Annotated in this window: 18 protein-coding genes and 1 other annotated feature; of the genes, 14 read left to right on the forward strand and 4 right to left on the reverse strand. The window is 29.7% G+C overall.

Annotated features, from left to right (window positions below):
- Positions 1-58 precede the first annotated feature (58 nt).
- The 6 genes from trmB to RR409_RS16290 all read left to right on the forward strand — a co-directional run bounded on the left by trmB (position 59) and on the right by RR409_RS16290 (position 4,140).
- Positions 59-730: a tRNA (guanosine(46)-N7)-methyltransferase TrmB gene (gene trmB, locus RR409_RS16265; RefSeq protein ID WP_332558823.1), complete on the forward strand. Its 672-nt coding sequence runs from the start codon at positions 59-61 to the stop codon at positions 728-730.
- Positions 731-929: 199 nt separating this feature from the next.
- Positions 930-1,191, forward strand: a binding site (T-box leader).
- Positions 1,192-1,300: 109 nt separating this feature from the next.
- Positions 1,301-2,119: an amino acid ABC transporter substrate-binding protein gene (locus RR409_RS16270; protein WP_332558824.1), complete on the forward strand. Its 819-nt coding sequence runs from the start codon at positions 1,301-1,303 to the stop codon at positions 2,117-2,119.
- 15 nt (positions 2,120-2,134) lie between these two features.
- On the forward strand, positions 2,135-2,776 hold the full coding sequence (locus RR409_RS16275; RefSeq protein WP_332558825.1) for an amino acid ABC transporter permease: 642 nt from the start codon (positions 2,135-2,137) through the stop codon (positions 2,774-2,776).
- 12 nt (positions 2,777-2,788) lie between these two features.
- Positions 2,789-3,535, forward strand: a complete 747-nt coding sequence (locus tag RR409_RS16280) for an amino acid ABC transporter ATP-binding protein (protein ID WP_332558826.1) — start codon at positions 2,789-2,791, stop codon at positions 3,533-3,535.
- 146 nt (positions 3,536-3,681) lie between these two features.
- Entirely contained in the window at positions 3,682-3,747 is a 66-nt protein-coding gene (locus RR409_RS16285; RefSeq protein WP_332558854.1) for a hypothetical protein, read from the forward strand.
- Positions 3,748-4,032: 285 nt separating this feature from the next.
- A complete protein-coding gene (locus RR409_RS16290) occupies positions 4,033-4,140 on the forward strand; it encodes a clostri-philic family protein (RefSeq protein WP_332558855.1) in 108 nt (35 codons plus the stop codon).
- 126 nt (positions 4,141-4,266) lie between these two features.
- Here the strand turns inward: RR409_RS16290 and RR409_RS16295 are convergent, their stop codons facing one another.
- Positions 4,267-5,061 carry a metal ABC transporter permease gene (locus RR409_RS16295; RefSeq protein ID WP_332558827.1) on the reverse strand — a complete coding sequence of 265 codons (795 nt, stop codon included), beginning with the start codon at positions 5,059-5,061 and terminating at the stop codon, positions 4,267-4,269.
- An 18-nt stretch (positions 5,062-5,079) separates the two neighbouring features.
- Positions 5,080-5,733: a metal ABC transporter ATP-binding protein gene (locus tag RR409_RS16300; protein WP_332558828.1), complete on the reverse strand. Its 654-nt coding sequence runs from the start codon at positions 5,731-5,733 to the stop codon at positions 5,080-5,082.
- Between the two features lie 239 nt (positions 5,734-5,972).
- Between RR409_RS16300 and RR409_RS16305 the strand changes: the two genes are divergently transcribed.
- The 6 genes from RR409_RS16305 (at position 5,973) to RR409_RS16330 (ending at position 12,929) form a co-directional block, all read left to right on the forward strand.
- A complete protein-coding gene (locus tag RR409_RS16305; protein WP_332558829.1) occupies positions 5,973-6,905 on the forward strand; it encodes a zinc ABC transporter substrate-binding protein in 933 nt (310 codons plus the stop codon).
- A 175-nt stretch (positions 6,906-7,080) separates the two neighbouring features.
- Positions 7,081-7,302 (forward strand): hypothetical protein, encoded by a 222-nt coding sequence (locus RR409_RS16310; protein WP_332558830.1) that lies wholly within the window; start codon positions 7,081-7,083, stop codon positions 7,300-7,302.
- Between the two features lie 185 nt (positions 7,303-7,487).
- Entirely contained in the window at positions 7,488-8,336 is an 849-nt protein-coding gene (locus tag RR409_RS16315) for a DegV family protein (RefSeq protein ID WP_332558831.1), read from the forward strand.
- Positions 8,337-8,340: 4 nt separating this feature from the next.
- Positions 8,341-8,790 (forward strand): PadR family transcriptional regulator, encoded by a 450-nt coding sequence (locus RR409_RS16320; protein ID WP_332558832.1) that lies wholly within the window; start codon positions 8,341-8,343, stop codon positions 8,788-8,790.
- Between the two features lie 354 nt (positions 8,791-9,144).
- Positions 9,145-10,896, forward strand: a complete 1,752-nt coding sequence (locus RR409_RS16325) for an ABC transporter ATP-binding protein (RefSeq protein WP_332558833.1) — start codon at positions 9,145-9,147, stop codon at positions 10,894-10,896.
- 2 nt (positions 10,897-10,898) lie between these two features.
- Entirely contained in the window at positions 10,899-12,929 is a 2,031-nt protein-coding gene (locus tag RR409_RS16330; protein WP_332558834.1) for an ABC transporter ATP-binding protein, read from the forward strand.
- A 433-nt stretch (positions 12,930-13,362) separates the two neighbouring features.
- On the opposite strand, the gene RR409_RS16335 is transcribed toward RR409_RS16330, so the two are convergent.
- The gene (locus RR409_RS16335; RefSeq protein WP_332558835.1) at positions 13,363-14,109 is read right to left on the reverse strand and encodes a DUF4397 domain-containing protein; all 747 of its coding nucleotides are present in this window, start codon (positions 14,107-14,109) and stop codon (positions 13,363-13,365) included.
- 286 nt (positions 14,110-14,395) lie between these two features.
- Complete coding sequence (locus RR409_RS16340) at positions 14,396-15,334, reverse strand: magnesium transporter CorA family protein (RefSeq protein ID WP_332558836.1); 939 nt, start codon at positions 15,332-15,334, stop codon at positions 14,396-14,398.
- Between the two features lie 288 nt (positions 15,335-15,622).
- Between RR409_RS16340 and RR409_RS16345 the strand changes: the two genes are divergently transcribed.
- Positions 15,623-16,174, forward strand: a complete 552-nt coding sequence (locus RR409_RS16345; protein ID WP_332558837.1) for a manganese efflux pump — start codon at positions 15,623-15,625, stop codon at positions 16,172-16,174.
- A gap of 15 nt (positions 16,175-16,189) precedes the next feature.
- Positions 16,190-17,650, forward strand: coding sequence for an aminoacyl-histidine dipeptidase (locus RR409_RS16350; RefSeq protein ID WP_332558838.1), 1,461 nt, complete (start codon positions 16,190-16,192; stop codon positions 17,648-17,650).
- Positions 17,651-17,804 lie beyond the last annotated feature (154 nt).

The following is a 17,804-nucleotide window of genomic DNA, read 5'->3' on the forward strand; positions in this document are numbered from 1 at the left end:
TATAATACATTTATAAAGTTCTTAATTTCGATAATTTAAACAAGGAGAGAAAAAAACTATGCGCTTAAGAAAAAAATATTGGGCAAGACCAGAAATGGAAGCAAGTGATATTGTAATCACTAATCAATATAACCATCAAGGAAAGTGGAATGAAAGCTTCGGTAACAATAATGAGATACACTTAGAGCTTGGATGCGGTATGGGTGGACATATTGCACAAAGATCGAAAAATCATAGTAATATTAACTATGTTGGTATAGATCTAAAAGATGAGGTATTGGTTTACGCACTTAGAAAAGTAAAGAAATTTAGAGAAGAAGAAAAATTAAAAGATAAAGATATAAATGTGAGGCTAATGCCATTGAATATAATGCTTATTGATAATGTATTTGCAAAAAATGAAATAAGCAAAATTTACATTAATTTTTGTAATCCATGGCCTAAAGAAAGACATAACAAGAGAAGGTTAACCCATTCGAAATTTTTAGAGCAATATAAAAAGTTTTTAAAAGATCAAGGTGAAATTTGGTTTAAAACTGATGATACGGGGCTATTTGAGGATTCAATAAATTATTTTAAAGAAAGTGGCTTTGAAATTAACTTTTTAACTTATGATCTTCATAATACTGGATTCCAAGATAATGTAGTTACAGAATATGAAGCTAAGTTTACATCTTTAGGCATGAAAACTATGTTTTTAGTTGCGAAACTTATTGAACCCAATAAATAATTATTAAGATAACAAATAAATATTTTAAAGTAAAAATAAAATTATAAATCAATATAACCACACTAGAGCCAAACAGATAGCTCAAGTGTGGTTATTTTTACTCTTAAGATAATTAAGTAATGAATATGAAAGTCTAGAATTTATATTGACAAAAACACTTTAGTGAGTTACTATGATACCATGATAAAGAAACATATAGATTAAGGCATTGATGAGAAATAGTAAGAATATAATTTTTTTTACAGAGAGTACCCGGTTGGTGAGAGGGGCATTAAAATCTATTCTGAACACATCTCTGAGCTAGGCATCGAACCCGTAAAAGGAAGTAGACTGTTTTCGGATTACCTGCACCCGTTATAGTGCTAGAGTATAAACAAATTTTTGTCGTACTCGAAGAGGTTGATATCGCGAGATATCAATAAAATGAGGTGGAACCACGTGAGCAAGCTCTCGTCCTCTAGTTATTACTAGATGACGGGAGTTTTTTTATTACATAAACTTTTATTAGTTATTAATTTGTAGCGCTACAGTTTAATATATAAAATAAAAAATCAAAAGGGGAGATATATTATGAAAAATAAATTTTTTAGTATTGCTGTGATAGCTATTATATTACTTGCAGCTATTAGCTTTGTGGGGTGCACTAGTAAAGTTTCAGATAATGGCAAGGTGTTTTCTACAGTAGAAGAAAGAGGATATGTTGTTGTAGGTATAGATGACACATTTGCTCCTATGGGATTTAAAAATGATAAAAATGAAATTGTAGGATTTGATGTGGATTTAGCTAATGAAGTCTTTAAAAGATTAGGATTAAGTGTTGAATTTCAGGTGATTGATTGGTCTATGAAGGAGACAGAGCTTAACTCAGGTAACATAGATGTTATATGGAATGGATACACCATTACCAATGAAAGAAAAGAAAAAGTAGCTTTTACTAAACCATATTTAGAGAATAAACAGCTTATTATTGCATTATCTAGTTCAAAGATAGAAACCAAAGAAGATATTAAAGAGAAAAGTGTTGCAGCACAAAATGAATCAAGTTCTGTAGACGCTATGAATAAAGAACCTGAAATTGTTAATTCACTTAAAGGTGGACAGCCGTTAACATTCGACAACAATAATGAAATTTTTATGGAGCTTGAATCTGGTAGAATTGATGCGGTGGTTGTTGATGAAATTTTAGCAAGATATTATATGAGAGAAAGAGGAATAAACAAATATAAAGTTCTTGAAGATAATTTTGGAAATGAAGAATATGGAGTAGGTGTCAGAAAAAAAGATGTTGAATTACTTGAAAAAATTGATAAAACTCTTGAGGAAATGAAGGTTGATGGGACTTGTGAAGAAATATCTAAGAAGTGGTTTGAAGTAAATTTAGTTAAATAAAGAAGGGGATTTTACATGAACTATATAAGCAATTTAATAGGTTTAATGTTCAAAGGTGTAATCACAACTTTAGAGGTGTTTATCTTAACATTAGTATTTTCAGTTGCGTTAGGATTAATTGTTGCATTGGGAAGATTATCAAAGATTAAATTGATATCTACAATTACCCAAGTATATATTTTAATTATGAGAGGTACACCTTTACTTCTCCAATTAATATTTGTATTTTTCGGTCTGCCAATAATTGGAGTTACATTAGATAGATTTCCTGCAGCAATTCTGACTTTTGTACTAAATTATAGTGCTTATTTTGGGGAGATATTTAGAGGCGGAATTGAATCTATAGATAAGGGACAACATGAAGCAGCTGAAGTATTAGGGTTAACTCAAAGAAGAACATTTTTGAGAATTATACTACCACAGGTTATAAAAAGGACTCTGCCGCCTATCTCAAACGAGGTAATTACTTTGGTAAAAGACACTTCTTTAGTGTATGTAGTGGGTATTGGGGAATTGTTAAGAGCAGGGAAAGCAGCCGCGAATAGAGATGCTTCCCTAGTTCCTCTTGTTATTGTTGCAATATTTTATTTAATATTCACAGGTATTTTGGCAAAGGGCTTTAAGTATCTTGAGAAAAGATATTCATATTATCAATAGGGGGAATAAGTTATGGTAGTTAATGTACAAGGGGTGAAGAAAAGTTTTAATGGAAGTGAAGTATTAAAAGAAATAAGTTTTGATCTCAATGAGGGTGAAATTTTATGTATTATCGGGCCATCCGGCGCAGGAAAAACTACTCTTCTTAGGTGCATAAATGGTCTTGAAAAGTGTGATAATGGGAGCATAAATGTAGATGGATGTTATTTATGTAAAGAAGAAAGTGGAAAAAGTGTATATCCTCCACAAAAGGCAATTAGAGAAATAAGAAAAAATTTAGGAATGGTATTTCAAAATTTTAATATCTTTCCCCACATGTCTGTGCTAGAAAATGTTATGGAGGCACCTGTAAATGGATTTGGAGTGTCTAAGAAAGACGCAAGTGATAAAGCGATAGAACTATTAACATCACTTGGATTAGTAGAAAGAGCTAATGCTTATCTCTGTGAATTATCAGGTGGAGAGAAACAAAGAGTTGCTATTGCAAGAGCTTGTGCATTAAGCCCAAAGATCATGTGTTTTGATGAACCTACCTCCGCTTTAGATCCAGAATTAAAGGAAGAGATTGTATCTATTATAGAAAATTTATCAAAAGATAATGTAGCCATTCTTATAATAACTCATGATATGAGATTAGTAAAAAAAATTGCAAATAAAGTAATGTTTATGGAAGACGGCAGAATAATTAAAGTAGAAGCTAAAAATGAGTTCTTTAATAATTTAAAAGATGAAAGAATAAAGAGATTTATAAACATATAAACTGTAAGAATAGAATAAGAAACTTAAAAAGTAATGGAGTGTATGTATAAAAAAGGAAGAGAACTGAACGCCAGGTGTTTGGAGAACACTGAATTGGTTTTGCAAGAAAACCATATCTAAATCAATCCCTAACCTCAGAGCTAATGATGCTTATGAAAAGTTTAAAGATGTTCTTTGACTCAAAGAATGTGCATAATTTAGGAAAAGTATGATAATAAAAGCAGCAGTAAAGATAGTTAATTTATAATGACTATCTTTATTTTTTATTACAATATACAAGTGATGATTTAATAGGTGCAAATATCCTTAATATACTGTTTATGGGCATTTTATCATGGTTTATGAAAGACAAATAATTAATATTAAGTTAATTCCCCAAAAAATCTTTAAAGGTAATCGTTATTATGAATTAATTTATTTGTTTTGCAAAAAATAATATTAGAAGGGAGTGATTAGAAATGGCAGATAAAAATCATCAAAATAAAGAGAATCAAGCTATGCAAAAAGGAGAAAGAAGAGAAAGACTTCACAAGAACCAAGACAACAGAGGCGATGATAAAAATAAACCTGGATACAAGGATTTTAATGGAAATCCTACTGAATAGAGAGTTTTATTTTGTCAAAATTATATATAAACATATAACTATGTAACTTAAATTTATATTTATATAAATTGATTTGAATCTAGGTAAAATAAAATACCCTTTAAAGTTGCACTTTAAAGGGTATTTTTACTTTAATAGTATTTTTTTTGATATAATTATTGCAATTAGAGTGAAAACTGAAACTAGAGCAATTGTTCCTCCAGGAGCACAGTTCAAATAATAAGATAGAACCAATCCAATAATTATATCGATAAATCCAAAAAATACTGAAAACAATAGTGTGTCTTTAAATCCTTTGTTTAGTTGTAAGGCTGTGGCTACAGGTAAAGCTATCATTGAGGACATTACTAAAATCCCCATAATTCTTATAGAAACAGATATTGTGGCACTTACCAGAAGAGCAAAAATATAGTTAATAAGTTTAACTTTTATTCCGCTTACCTTTGCACCTTCTTCATCAAAGGTTATGTAAATTAGTTTATGGTATAGTATAGAAAGAATAACAATAGAAATGACACTTAAGATCATCATAACTAACAAGTCATTTTTAGTTACAGTAAGGATACTTCCAAATAAGAAAGTGTTCACATTACCACCAGCTTTACCAGTGCTGATTAAGGTGATTCCTACGCCAATACTAAATGTCAATATTATAGAAAGTATAAGTTCTGCATATTTTTTATAATAATTTCTTAAAGCTTCTATTAAAATACCACAAATGCTAGTAAAAGCAAAGGCGCAAATAATAGGATTCATACCAAATACTAAGCCTATAGCAACTCCTGCGAAAGAAGAATGTGCTAAGGTGTCCCCCATCATTGAGTATCTTTTCAAAACTAAGAAAACTCCTACCAGTGGACAAAGGATAGAAATAAAAACTGCAGCTAAAAAGGCATTCTGCATAAATTCATATTGTAACATTATATACCTCCAAATAAGTTAACTTGTTTTGCCTTTACTTAAAAATTCATCTATGGTGTACAGACTTCCACTACCATTCTTCATTTTTAATATGTGAGAAGAGTTTTGTAGAGCTGCATCCATATTATGTTCAATGGAAACAACAGTAATATTATGGGTGTTATTGAGATGGATAATTATATCATAAATCTCTTTCATACTTCTGTTGTCTACTCCAGTTGAAGGTTCATCTAATATAAGTATATCACTATTACCTAATAATGCTCTTGCGATAAACACCTTTTGTTGTTGACCACCAGATAAATTACCAATGAGTGTATTCTTGAAATCTATCATATTTACAGATTTCAATGCATCTAAGATAGAATTCTTGTCCTTAATTTTAAGGGCTTTTCTATGGGTGTTTAAGATCTCATAAACAGTTATGGGAAACTGTGAGTTGAAATTGTCCAATTTTTGAGGAACGTATCCAATGCTATTTGATGTTGTGTTAATAAACCCTTTCTGTGGTACTAGGATCCCTAACATTAATTTAATTAAGGTGGTTTTTGCACTTCCATTTTCACCAATTACGGAAACATAACTTCCATTCTGGATATTAAAGGATAACTCATCGATCAAATAAGGCTTTGCGTTATTATATGAAAAACTAATATTATTAACTTCAATCATAAATGATCTCCTTTCGATTACATTTAAATAATGTCCAATTTATGAGAAAATATAAAGAAAAAGTAAGTTTATTGAATAAAATATACCAATATTGATAATAGTTACTTAATGATTATATATTAATTATACACATTATTGCAAATGATTTGCAATAATTTCTTGATATATATTTACATTACAAGGCTTACATAATATAATCTTATGTAGATACAAATTATTTGCAATAAGGAAGTGTAATTATGATTAAAAAAGTTTTAGGAACTATTAGTGCTCTAATTATTACGGTATCTTTAGCAGGATGTAGTAATAATGAAGCGATACAGACAAATATCAATTCTAATAAAATAAATGTAGTGACATCTTTTTATGGAATGAAGGCTCTTGTGGAAGAAATCGGAAAAGATAAAGTGCAGATATATAATATAGTTCCAGAGGGAACAGAACCCCATGACTTTGAGCCAAAAGCTAAAGATATGGAAAAAATTAATGAAGCAAAACTGTTTATTATTAATGGAGCAGGTATGGAAAGTTGGAGCGAAAAGGTTATAAATGCTATCAATAATGATAGTTTACAGGTGATAAATTCATCAAAGGGTGTGGAATTTATTAAAAGTGAGGATAGCCACCCAGAAGAAGAGAGCAATGAAAATGAAGAAGACCATGGGGAATATGATCCTCATACATGGTTGGGAATTGAAGCAGCAAAAGTCCAAGGGAAAAATATAATGGAAGCTTTAACTAAAGCGGATCAAGATAATAAGGAATTCTATGAAGGAAACTATAAAGAATTTGAAGTAGCCATGAATGAGTTACTAAATACTTATAAACCTAAATTTAATGAATTAGCTAACAAGAACTTTATAACAGGCCATGCTACCTTTGGTTATCTATGCAAGGATTTGGGTCTAGAACAAAATAGTATAGAGGGAGTATTTTCCGAGGGAGAACCATCTCCAAAGAAATTAGAAGAATTAGTGAATTATGTAAGAGAAAATAATGTTAAGGTTATTTTTACTGAAACTTTATCAAGTCCAGAGGTTTCTGAGACCTTGGCAAGAGAAGTAAAAGGAAAAACTGAGAAAATTTATACTATGCATAGCAGTGAAGATAATAAAACATTTGTAGAAGCTATGAGATATAATGTTGAGACCATTTACAATAGTTTAAAATAATATATAGGAGAGAAAACCACCATAGACTACTTTGGTGGTTTTCTTGTATAATGGAGTTTGAAAAAATCAGTAATCTAGAAAAAAGTTAATCTGTAAATGGGAAAGACTTTCACAAATAATATATTCAATGTGAAATAAATAATTTTATAAAAATAAGAGTTATTAGGAGAAGATTATGAGTAAAAAAATTAGTTTTTGTATGTGTAATGAAGGGTATGAGAAGTTGATGGAAAAGGTAAAAGAAATTCCTGGAGACCACGTAATAACAGAAAACAAATGTATTGGGGTATGCAATTTGTGTGGATATAAATATATTGTGAGAGTTGATGGAAAATTAATCGAAAGTGAAGAAATAGATGTAGCATTTAATCTAATTGAACAAGAGTTAAATAATTAAATTGTAAGTTAAATCAGTGGATATTGTGATTATTTTTATAGTTAAAATTTATTCTTAAAGTTGTATAGAAAATTTAAATTTAATTATAATATTAAATATAGTTATCAATTTTGATATATCACTATTGATAACATACTCATTAGTGATATATAATATAATCACAGTAAAACCTAGGAGGGATTATTTTGCAAAAAATAGCTTTAATAACTGATAGTGCTAGTGATATTTCAAAAGAAGCAAGAGAAAGATATAACATCAGGGTGTTACCCTTTAAGATAATCTACAAAGATAAAGAATTTAGTGATGGCATAGATATAACTGCAGAATATGTTTATCAAACTATAGATAATGGAGCTCCAACATCTTCTCTACCTTCAATGAAGGACATAGAAAAAATGTTTGAAGAAATCAAAAAAGAAGGCTATACTCATGCCATAGTATCTTGTTTGTCTACAGGGTTGTCTGGGGTACACAATGCAGTTGTACTAGCTAGCGAAAATCATCCTGAAATTAAAACTTTTGTATATGATAGTAAATCAATTTCTTATGCTGAAGCATTACCAATAATTGAATCTGCAAAGATGATAGAAAAAGGAATGACCTTTGAAGAAATAGTTAAAGAACTTCCTAATGTAACAGAAAAAATCGAACTATTTTTTGTAGTAGGAACATTGGAATATTTAAAAAGAGGTGGAAGAATAGGAAAAGTATCGGGTACAATTGCTGAAATGTTAAATATTAAACCAATAATTTCTGTTGATAAAAGTGGAGTATATTATACTCGTGATAAGGTAAGGGGAAGAAAACAATCTCTTAGCAAGATGGTGGAATTAGGAAATCAAAAACTAGATAAAAAGAAAAACGATATATATATTGTTCATGGCGAAGCTGAAGAAGAAGCAAGAAAACTAATAGAACAATTTGAAAAACATCCGAATGCTAATAGTGTTACATTTTGCGGTATATTAAGCCCAGTTTCAGGAGTACATACAGGGCCAGGTCTTATAGGAGTAATTTTTCACGAGGTAGAGTAATTTCATGAGTCATGATTATATAAAAGATATTAAGGAAGAAGAAAAACAGCTTTATGAGGAATATAAAAGAAAATTAAATGAACTTAGAAAAGTAAAAAAAGAAAATGAAGCTGTTGGGCAAGTTTTTACTAAGGGGCTTTTACCTATATATGTACTTTATATTCTTAGTTTAGGTCCCACTAATGGAAATGATATATCGCACAAGGTAGGAGATAGAACCCACGGACTTTGGTTACCAAGTACTGGTGGGATATATCCTTTATTAAAAAAATTAGAGAAGGATGGATTCATTAATGGAAATTGGGATGATTCCACAAAAAAAGCTCAAAAGATATATAGCATAACTGAAGAAGGAATAAGCGAATTAGAACATAAAAAAGTTTTACTAAGAGCTAAAATTGAAGAAGCACTTGAAGTCTTCAAAATAATTTATCAAGACTTATATAAAAGCTAAAGAATACTTTTTTATTAAATATGACTTCTATTAGACAATTTCCATAAAAGCTCTTTACCAGAGTGACCTACTTCAATTAATGATATTTTTTTAAAAGATGAATTAAGCGATCTAAATACTATGATTATCATAGCATTTATGTCGCTTTTATTATTATGCAGTAAACTTATATTTAGTAAAGTTTATGAAACTTATTGGTTAGAGTATATTTTTTTTACTCAAACGAAGATTTTTTTTGAAATATTTTTCGAGGCACGAAATATTTGTTTGAATTATTGAATAGAATAGTATAGCATTAAATTATAAGTATTTAAATATTCCCAATTATCATGGGATTTTAAGGGGAGGGAAACCATGAGAAAACTAAATTCACTTTTAAAGTATGCCAGGAAATATAAAAAGAGGTATTTTGTAGGTATTGCATTCCTTATAGTGGTTGATTTCATACAATTAATACCACCAAAGATTCTTGGATTTCTTACAGATAGTTTATCGCAAGGATCAGCTACAAAGGGAATTGTGGCCTCTTCCGTAGTCTATATCTTACTTATTGCTGCAATTATGGCACTGTGCCGTTTTATGTGGAGAATTTACATTAATGGTACAGCAAGGTTTATAGAGTATGATATACGGAGTAAGTTTTTCAAACATCTTCAAAGTCTTTCTACTAGTTTTTATAATAAAAACAAAACTGGGGATTTAATGGCTTTGGCAACTAATGACTTAAATGCTATTAGAATGGCCTTAGGTCAAGGAGTTATCATGTTTTGTGATGCTATAGTACTCACAATAGCCACATTAATTATTATGTTAAGCATTAATGTAAACCTAACAATTCTATCTTTAATACCGTTACCCTTAGTAGCTATAATTTCAAGAAAATTTGGAAAAAGCATTCACAAGAAATTCACTAGGGTGCAAAGCTGCTTTTCAAGGCTTACAGATTTAGTTCAAGAGAATTTTTCAGGAATAAGAATTGTTAAATCTTTTGTTCAGGAAGAAAAAGAGTATGAAAAGTTTTTAAAGGAAAATAAAAATAATCTTGATGCTAATATGGATTTTATTAAAGTTTGGGGGATTTTTTCACCATTAATCGAACTTATAGCTTCCTTAAGTTTTGTTATTTTAGTGGCAGTTGGAGGGCGCTATGTTATCTTAGGAAAAATATCTTTAGGAGAATTTATAACATTTAATATGTATTTAGGGAATTTAGTTTGGCCAATGATGGCAATTGGGTGGGTTATGAATATTCTTCAAAGGGGATACGCATCTTTAGAGAGAATTGAGGAAGTGTTAAATACACCACCAGAAATTACAGATAAATATGTTGACCATATTAATTCTTTAGAAGGAGATATAGTTATAAAAGATTTAACTTTCACATATCCAAATTCAAATTTACCAGCACTTATAAATGTTAATATTAATATTAAAGAGGGTGAAACTCTAGGGATTGTAGGTCGTACTGGGAGCAGTAAAAGCACATTAATAAGTTTGTTGCTTCGACTTTATAATGTAGAAAATGGGAAAATATATATTGCTGGAAAAGATATCAATAAAATTCCATTGCAAACATTAAGGCACAATATAGGTTTCGTATCACAAGATCCATTTTTGTTTTCAACAACCTTAGCGCAAAATATAAATTTACCATTTGATAACTTAGATATGGATCAGGTAATAGAAGCTACAAAAAATGCTGATGTCTATGAGAATATAGTTGATTTTCCAGATGGGTTTGAAACCATGGTTGGAGAGCGAGGAGTGACTCTTTCAGGAGGTCAAAAGCAAAGAGTATCTATTGCAAGAGCTCTAATAAAAAATCCCAATATATTAATACTCGATGATTGCCTGTCAGCAGTAGATGCAAAAACAGAAGTGAAGATATTAGAAAACTTGAAAAAAATAATGAAAGATAGAACTTCAATAATAATATCTCATAGAATTTCCGCAGTTAAAGATGCAGATCAAATTATAGTATTTGATGAGGGTAAAATAGTTCAAAGCGGTGTTCATGAGGAACTTAAAACTCAAGAAGGAATTTATAAAGATGTTTATGAAAAACAACAAATAGAACAAGCTATAATGGCAGAAGGGGAGGTATAAATATGGAGAGCTTTAATTATGAAGATGAAAATTTAGGCAAACAATATGATTCAAGGCTTATGAAGAGGCTTCTTAAATTTGCTAATCCATATAAAGGATTGATTTCTATAGTTATAGTTTTAATGCTTGTTGCAATAGGATTAGATTTGCTTATGCCTTATATAATAAAAAATGTTATTGATAATAATATAAATTCTAGTAAAGCAATCTATACTATTACAGATTCCATGAAAGAAAATTCTATAAAAGTAGGAGATAAATTTGTGCTACGGGGAAACCTTTTAGAAGGAGTGCAAGGGTCATTAGTTTATAGTACGAGTAATGATCCATATATAGTGGAGGGTGTTTTAAAAGAAAATACTTCTTTTAGTATATTAGATGATAAGTTAATTCAAAATGGACAGGAGTTTAAGATATATAAGATTAATAAAAGTGATTTAAGTATACTAAGGAACGATGACTTAAAGTCAATAAATATTAACGCTATATATATTTTATCAATTTGCATAATTATGTTCATATTTAACTATACTCAAATTTATATTTTGCAGTACACTGGACAAAAAATAGTATTTAATATTAGGGCAACAGTATTTAGGCATGTTGAGGGTCTTTCTTTATCTTTTTTTGATAAGAATCCTGTAGGTCGGTTAGTAACACGAGTAACCAATGATGTAGAAACTTTAAATGAGATGTACACCTCCGTATTGGTATATTTATTTAAAGATATTTTTTTGTTAGTAGGAATAATTATTGCCATGTTTCTTTTAGATGTAAAACTTGCACTAGTATCTATAGTAACATTGCCGATAGTAATAGCCTTAACTATGGTGTTTAGAAAATATGATAGAGAAGCATACAGAAAGGTTAGAGCAAGGCTTTCTAGAATTAATTCCTCCCTATCAGAAAATATAACAGGAATGAAAACTGTCCAAATTTATGGAGTTGAAGATAAAAAGTTCTCAGAGTTTGACGAAGTAAATATGTCATATTCTAAAGCAGCTATGGATCAAATAAAAGTTTTCGCGATTTTCAGACCGTTAATGGACATGGTTTATCAATTAGCTCTAGCTATTTTAGTTTGGTTTGGAGGGAGAGAAGTGTTAGGCATGGATATTCAATTGGGTGTGTTATATGCCTTTATAAGTTATATTCAAAAGTTCTTCCAGCCTATATTTGACTTATCGGAGAAATTTGATATTCTTCAATCCTCAATGGCTTCCTCAGAAAGAATCTTCATGCTATTAGATAACGATAGTGTAATTAAGAATATTGAGAATCCAGTTAAAGTTGATAGATTAAAGGGAAATATTGAATTTAAAAATGTGTGGTTCGCCTACAATAATGAGGACTGGGTTCTTAGAGATGTTAGTTTTAAAATTAACTCAGGAGAAACTATAGCCTTTGTAGGAGCAACTGGCGCAGGAAAAACCTCAATAATCAGTTTAATTAGTAGATTATATGACATTCAAAAGGGTGAAATACTCATAGATGGTATAAATATAAAAGAAATGAGTCAGGAGGACTTAAGAAATAATCTAGCAACAGTGTTACAAGATGTATTTTTATTTACAGGTGACATAAAAGGAAATGTAAGACTAAACAATGAGAAGATATCTGATAGTGATGTAGTTAAAGCCTGTGAGTATGTTAATGCCAGCTTTTTCATTGAGAAGCTCCAAGATAAGTACGACGCTGCTGTTAACGAAAGAGGGTCAACTTTCTCACAAGGAGAAAGGCAACTTATTGCTTTTGCAAGAGCATTAGCTTTTAATCCACCTATTCTTGTATTAGATGAAGCAACAGCAAATATTGATACTGAAACTGAGAGTTTAATTCAAGATGCCTTAAGTAAGCTTACCACTGGTAGAACAACAATAATAGTGGCTCATAGATTATCTACTATTAAAAATGCAGATAAAATAGTGGTGCTTCATAAAGGAAAAGTTAGGGAAATTGGAAATCATGAAGAGTTAATTAATAATAAAGGACTTTATTGCAATCTTTATAAACTTCAATATGAAGGACAATAGAAATTTTTTTGTTTCATAACCATTAAGAATAAGGATATAATAACAATATTTTAATGAGAATCAATTAAAATAATAAAGAGGAAAAGAACAGTTGGAAAGTTATAACACTTACAGCTGTTTTTTTATTTGCAAGTTTCCACAATTAAATATCTTTATTCAGAAAACTATTAGTAATGTTTTATAAATGTAATCTTTATTTGGAATAAAATGAAGGTTTATTTTTTGGCTTTAAAAGTTTTGAGATAATTAATTTGTAAGTTATAAAAACTAAATAAAATCAATCTTTTTTTATTTTTTTATTCGAAGGTAACTTATTATTTTATAAATAAAAAATGCTAGCATTAAAAATGCTAGCAACCTAAGTTATTTATGGGGGAAACATTCAAACTATAATTAGAATGAATGTATCATGCATTTAAAGAAAGATTCTAAATTATAAATCTAAATAAGTAATTCCATCAAGTGGAATTAGTACCTGTGGGTCAGGCTCCTCTCCAACCAATCCTATGGCATATATTGTATAATATCTATCAGCACGGAGTCTAATATTAGGTATATAAAGAATTGCTACCTCAGTACCAGCAAGCCTAATTTCTAAAGTGTATCTTCCAACAGGGAGTTCAATATAATTTTCTAAATCCTTAAATTGAACGTCTCTATATAATATTGTGCCATTAGGAAGTGCTATGTCTACCGATGGTGCATTAGAAATTAGATGAGCAATTCTTACTTGAGCTCTACCTTTTGTAACATTTTGTAATTGGGTCTCTATTGCTGGGAATAAGGTATAGGTTTTATCGGTATCCAATATAACTGCTACTGTCATAGCAATTGATGGCGGTATAAATAAATCAGTTTCAATTATGGGACTAGTTATATCACCTGTAGCATATACTTTAATGTTGTATGTTCCACTTGGCAGTTTAACATAATCTGTAAATTCTCTGTAGTTAAATCTTCTGACTAGCAAACTATCATTAACATATACATCTACAGAGGGAGCTTTAGGTCCAGCATGTAATAGTCTGATATAAGAAATCATATTTTCATTTTCAGCTATATTATTTTGATTGTTATTATTAATAATATTATTATTTTGTTGAGTGATTACGTTTCCAGACATAGTATTATTTTCTATCACATTATCATTTCTAAAATAACCATAAGGTTTGTAGTACATCTTTTACCTCACAATGAAATGTTTCTAAAATTAATATATGGTACACGTCCAAAATGGTGATGAAAAATTTACTAAAAAATTATTTAATTTTAAGTTATTTTTTGACATTTCCCGACAATTTAAGTAAGAAGACCATTATCCAGCTTTTTTCACATAAAAATCAAAGGGAGATTTTACAAAGTAGAAAAGTATAGCAAGATACTCTATTATTAATAAATATGGTGATTCTAGATTCGAGCATTTAATAAAGAACTATAAAATAAAAAATCCACATATTTGTGGATTTTTAAAACATATCTTTTCTTCGCAAGTAAAAAATTACTGATATGGTTATAAACAGTACAATTCCAGTAATTGTTGGAAATCCCATAGGGCTTTCTTGAAAGGGTATACCTTTAACGTTCATACCCAAAAGACCGGATATAAGGGTTGGTATAGCGAGAACAATAGTTATTGATGTTAGATTTTTCATCACTAAGTTCTGGTTGTTGGAGATAATAGACGCGAAAGCCTCCATAGTGCCACTTAATACATCTGAATAAATTGTGCACATCTCAATGGATTGGCGATTTTCGATGATAACATCTTCTAAGATGTCTTTGTCTTCATCATATTTTTGTAACAACTCAAGCTTTAAAAGTTTTTCTAAAGTTATTTCATTAGATTTTAATGAAGTTGAAAAATAAACTAACGACTTTTGTAATGCAAGAAGTTGAATTATTTCTCTGTTTTTCATTGATTTATAAACAGTTTTTTCAACTATTAAACTCTTTTTATTTATTTGTCTTAAGTAAAGTAGATAATAGTTTGAAATTCGAGAAAGAATTTGAATCATAAATCTAGTCTTTTTAAATGTGTAAAAAGATGGAATTTTATTATTGATGAAATCTGTTAGTATTTTGCTGTTTTTTAAACAAATTGTGATTATTACGTTTTTGGCACTAATTATTGCTAGTGGGTAGGTATCGTAAGTTAATGAATTATCATCTATATCAGTAAAGGGTATGTCTAGAATCACTAAAACAGAGTCATCTTCAATTTCTATACGAGAACCTTCTTCTTCGTCTAGTGCTGCGTGAATAAAATCATTAGGTATTTTTAATTTTTGAGATATAAGTAAAATTTCCTCATTAGATGGAGAAACTATATTTATCCATGAACCTTGTTCAATATCTTCGACATCATAAAAATTGCCTGAAGCATCGCTTTTGTATATAGAAATCATTTCGTCACCCCCATTCTTTAGGCTAATAAATATTGACTAATATGTCAATAATATTTGACAATATTATCTTAATTAATCATAATAGTAGTGGTAATATTAATAAAGTTATACATAAGCTATATTATTTAACAAGAAGTGTACTTTTTAAAATTAAATTGAAAGTTAGCTTTATTTTAGTATATACTATTATTTGCGCAATAAAATAAATTTTTAACATTTATAATTTGAGTATGTAGTAGTTTCACATAGTTTACCATGTTTTGTTGATTTTAATCTTTGGAGGTTTGTATGGGTTTAATGGATTTATTGCTGATTGCACTTGCGGTATCCTTGGATGCTTTTGGGGTTGCTCTTTGTATTGGGTTAAATGATAGAGCAAGTAAAACAAAAAAACTGATGTTTGCGTTATCCTTCGGGTTTTTTCAATTTTTATTTTCCTTAATTGGAGGACTAGGTGGTAAAATATTTACAGAAAAAATAGCTTCCGTTCCTGCATTAATTGGTGGAATTATTATTGCAATTGTAGGGATTTTAATGATAAAAGAGGGGATGGAAAATAAAGGTGAGTGCCCTATTCTTAGACCTAAAATGTATTTCATTTTAGGTGTATCTGTAAGTATTGATGCCAGCGTTGTTGGGTTTATAACCTTATCCAGTATAAATGCTATATATACCTTAACTCTTTATACATTGATCATTGGAGGAATAACTTTATTGATGTGTATATTTGCTTTCATAATTTCTAGATATTTAAGCAAAATAGAAGTAGTAGGTAAATATGCTGATTATATTGGAGGAGTTATTTTAATATTATTTGGACTAAAAATGATGTTTTTTTAAGAAAGGATGAAGAAAATGATTAATCAACTAAGAGAACTTAAATCTTTCGAAGCTTTCAATTTCTTTAGAGAAATGAACGAAATACCAAGAGGATCAGGAAATGAAAAGGCCATCAGTGACTGGCTAGTTAAGTTTGCAACAGATCGTAATTTAGAAGTAATACAGGATTCAGCTTTAAACGTTATAATTAAAAAACCTGGTACAGCTGGATATGAAAATGCACCAGTTGTAATTCTTCAAGGACACATGGATATGGTTTGTGAGAAAAACCAAGGAACAGTTCATGACTTTGAAAAGGATCCAATTGCATTCATTGTTGAAGGTGATTTCTTAAAAGCAAATGGAACAACTTTAGGAGCAGATAATGGTATTGCGGTAGCTTTTGGTCTTGCAATTCTTGATGCTAGTGATATTGCACATCCTCCAATAGAATTGTTTGTAACAACAGAAGAAGAAACAGGAATGGGTGGAGCAATGAATCTTGATCCATCAAATTTAAATGGAAAAATGTTAATCAACATCGATTCTGAGGAAGAAGGAACTCTTTTAGTAAGTTGTTCAGGTGGAGTTAGAGCTAAAATAAATATTCCAGTTCAATTTGAAGATTTAAGTGAAGATTATAAAACTCTAGCCGTTAGAATAAGAGGCCTTAGAGGTGGACACTCAGGAATGGAAATTAATAAGGAAAGAGGAAACTCAAATAAGCTAATGGGAAGATTCTTAATGGATTTAAACTCAATAGTTGATTTTAAATTAGCTTCTGTTAATGGTGGAGCTAAGATGAATGCTATTCCTAGAGAAGCTGATGCCATTATACTAGTAAGAGATGAAGACATTAACAAAGTTCAAGAAAAAGTAACAGAGTGGAGCAAAATATTTTCTAATGAGTTACAGGGAATAGATCCAGATTTAGAATTGAAGGTTGAGAATTTAGATGAAAACATTGTTAGAGTATTCAACGATGATTCTAAGTTAAAAGTATTAAGAATGTTATTTTTGATACCAAATGGTGTTAGAACTATGAGTATGGCTATTAAAGATTTAGTTCAAAGCTCAACTAACATTGGAGTACTTACAACAACTAATGATGCTGTAATTTTTGATAGTGCAGTAAGAAGTTCAGTTAAAACTCTAAAGAAAGCTATTTGTGATGAGATGATAGTTCTTACTGAAATTCTTGATGGAAGTATTGAATTCCAATCTGATTACCCAGAATGGCAATATAATCCAAAATCACAAATTAGAGAAGTATTCGAAAAGGTATATGAAGACATGTTTGGAAACAAACCACATATATCTGCAATTCATGCTGGACTTGAATGTGGTCTAATAAGTGATAAATTTGATGGTAAAATGGACCAAATTTCTTTTGGACCTAACATATATGATGTTCATACTCCAGATGAGCATATCAGTATATCTTCAGTAGATAGAATGTATAGCTACCTACTTGCAGTGTTAAAAGAAATTAAATAATTTTAAAATTTAGGACTTCCATATAAAATTGGGAGTCCGTTTTAATATTAAATACTTAATTTGATATTAAAATAATACCCTTGTTGTGAAATAATGAAAATTCATGTATACTTAAATAAAGAAACAAGTTAACCTTCAGCAAAATTGCAATTTG

Source organism: Clostridium sp. (assembly GCF_036642255.1).
Classification (GTDB): domain Bacteria; phylum Bacillota; class Clostridia; order Clostridiales; family Clostridiaceae; genus Clostridium_J.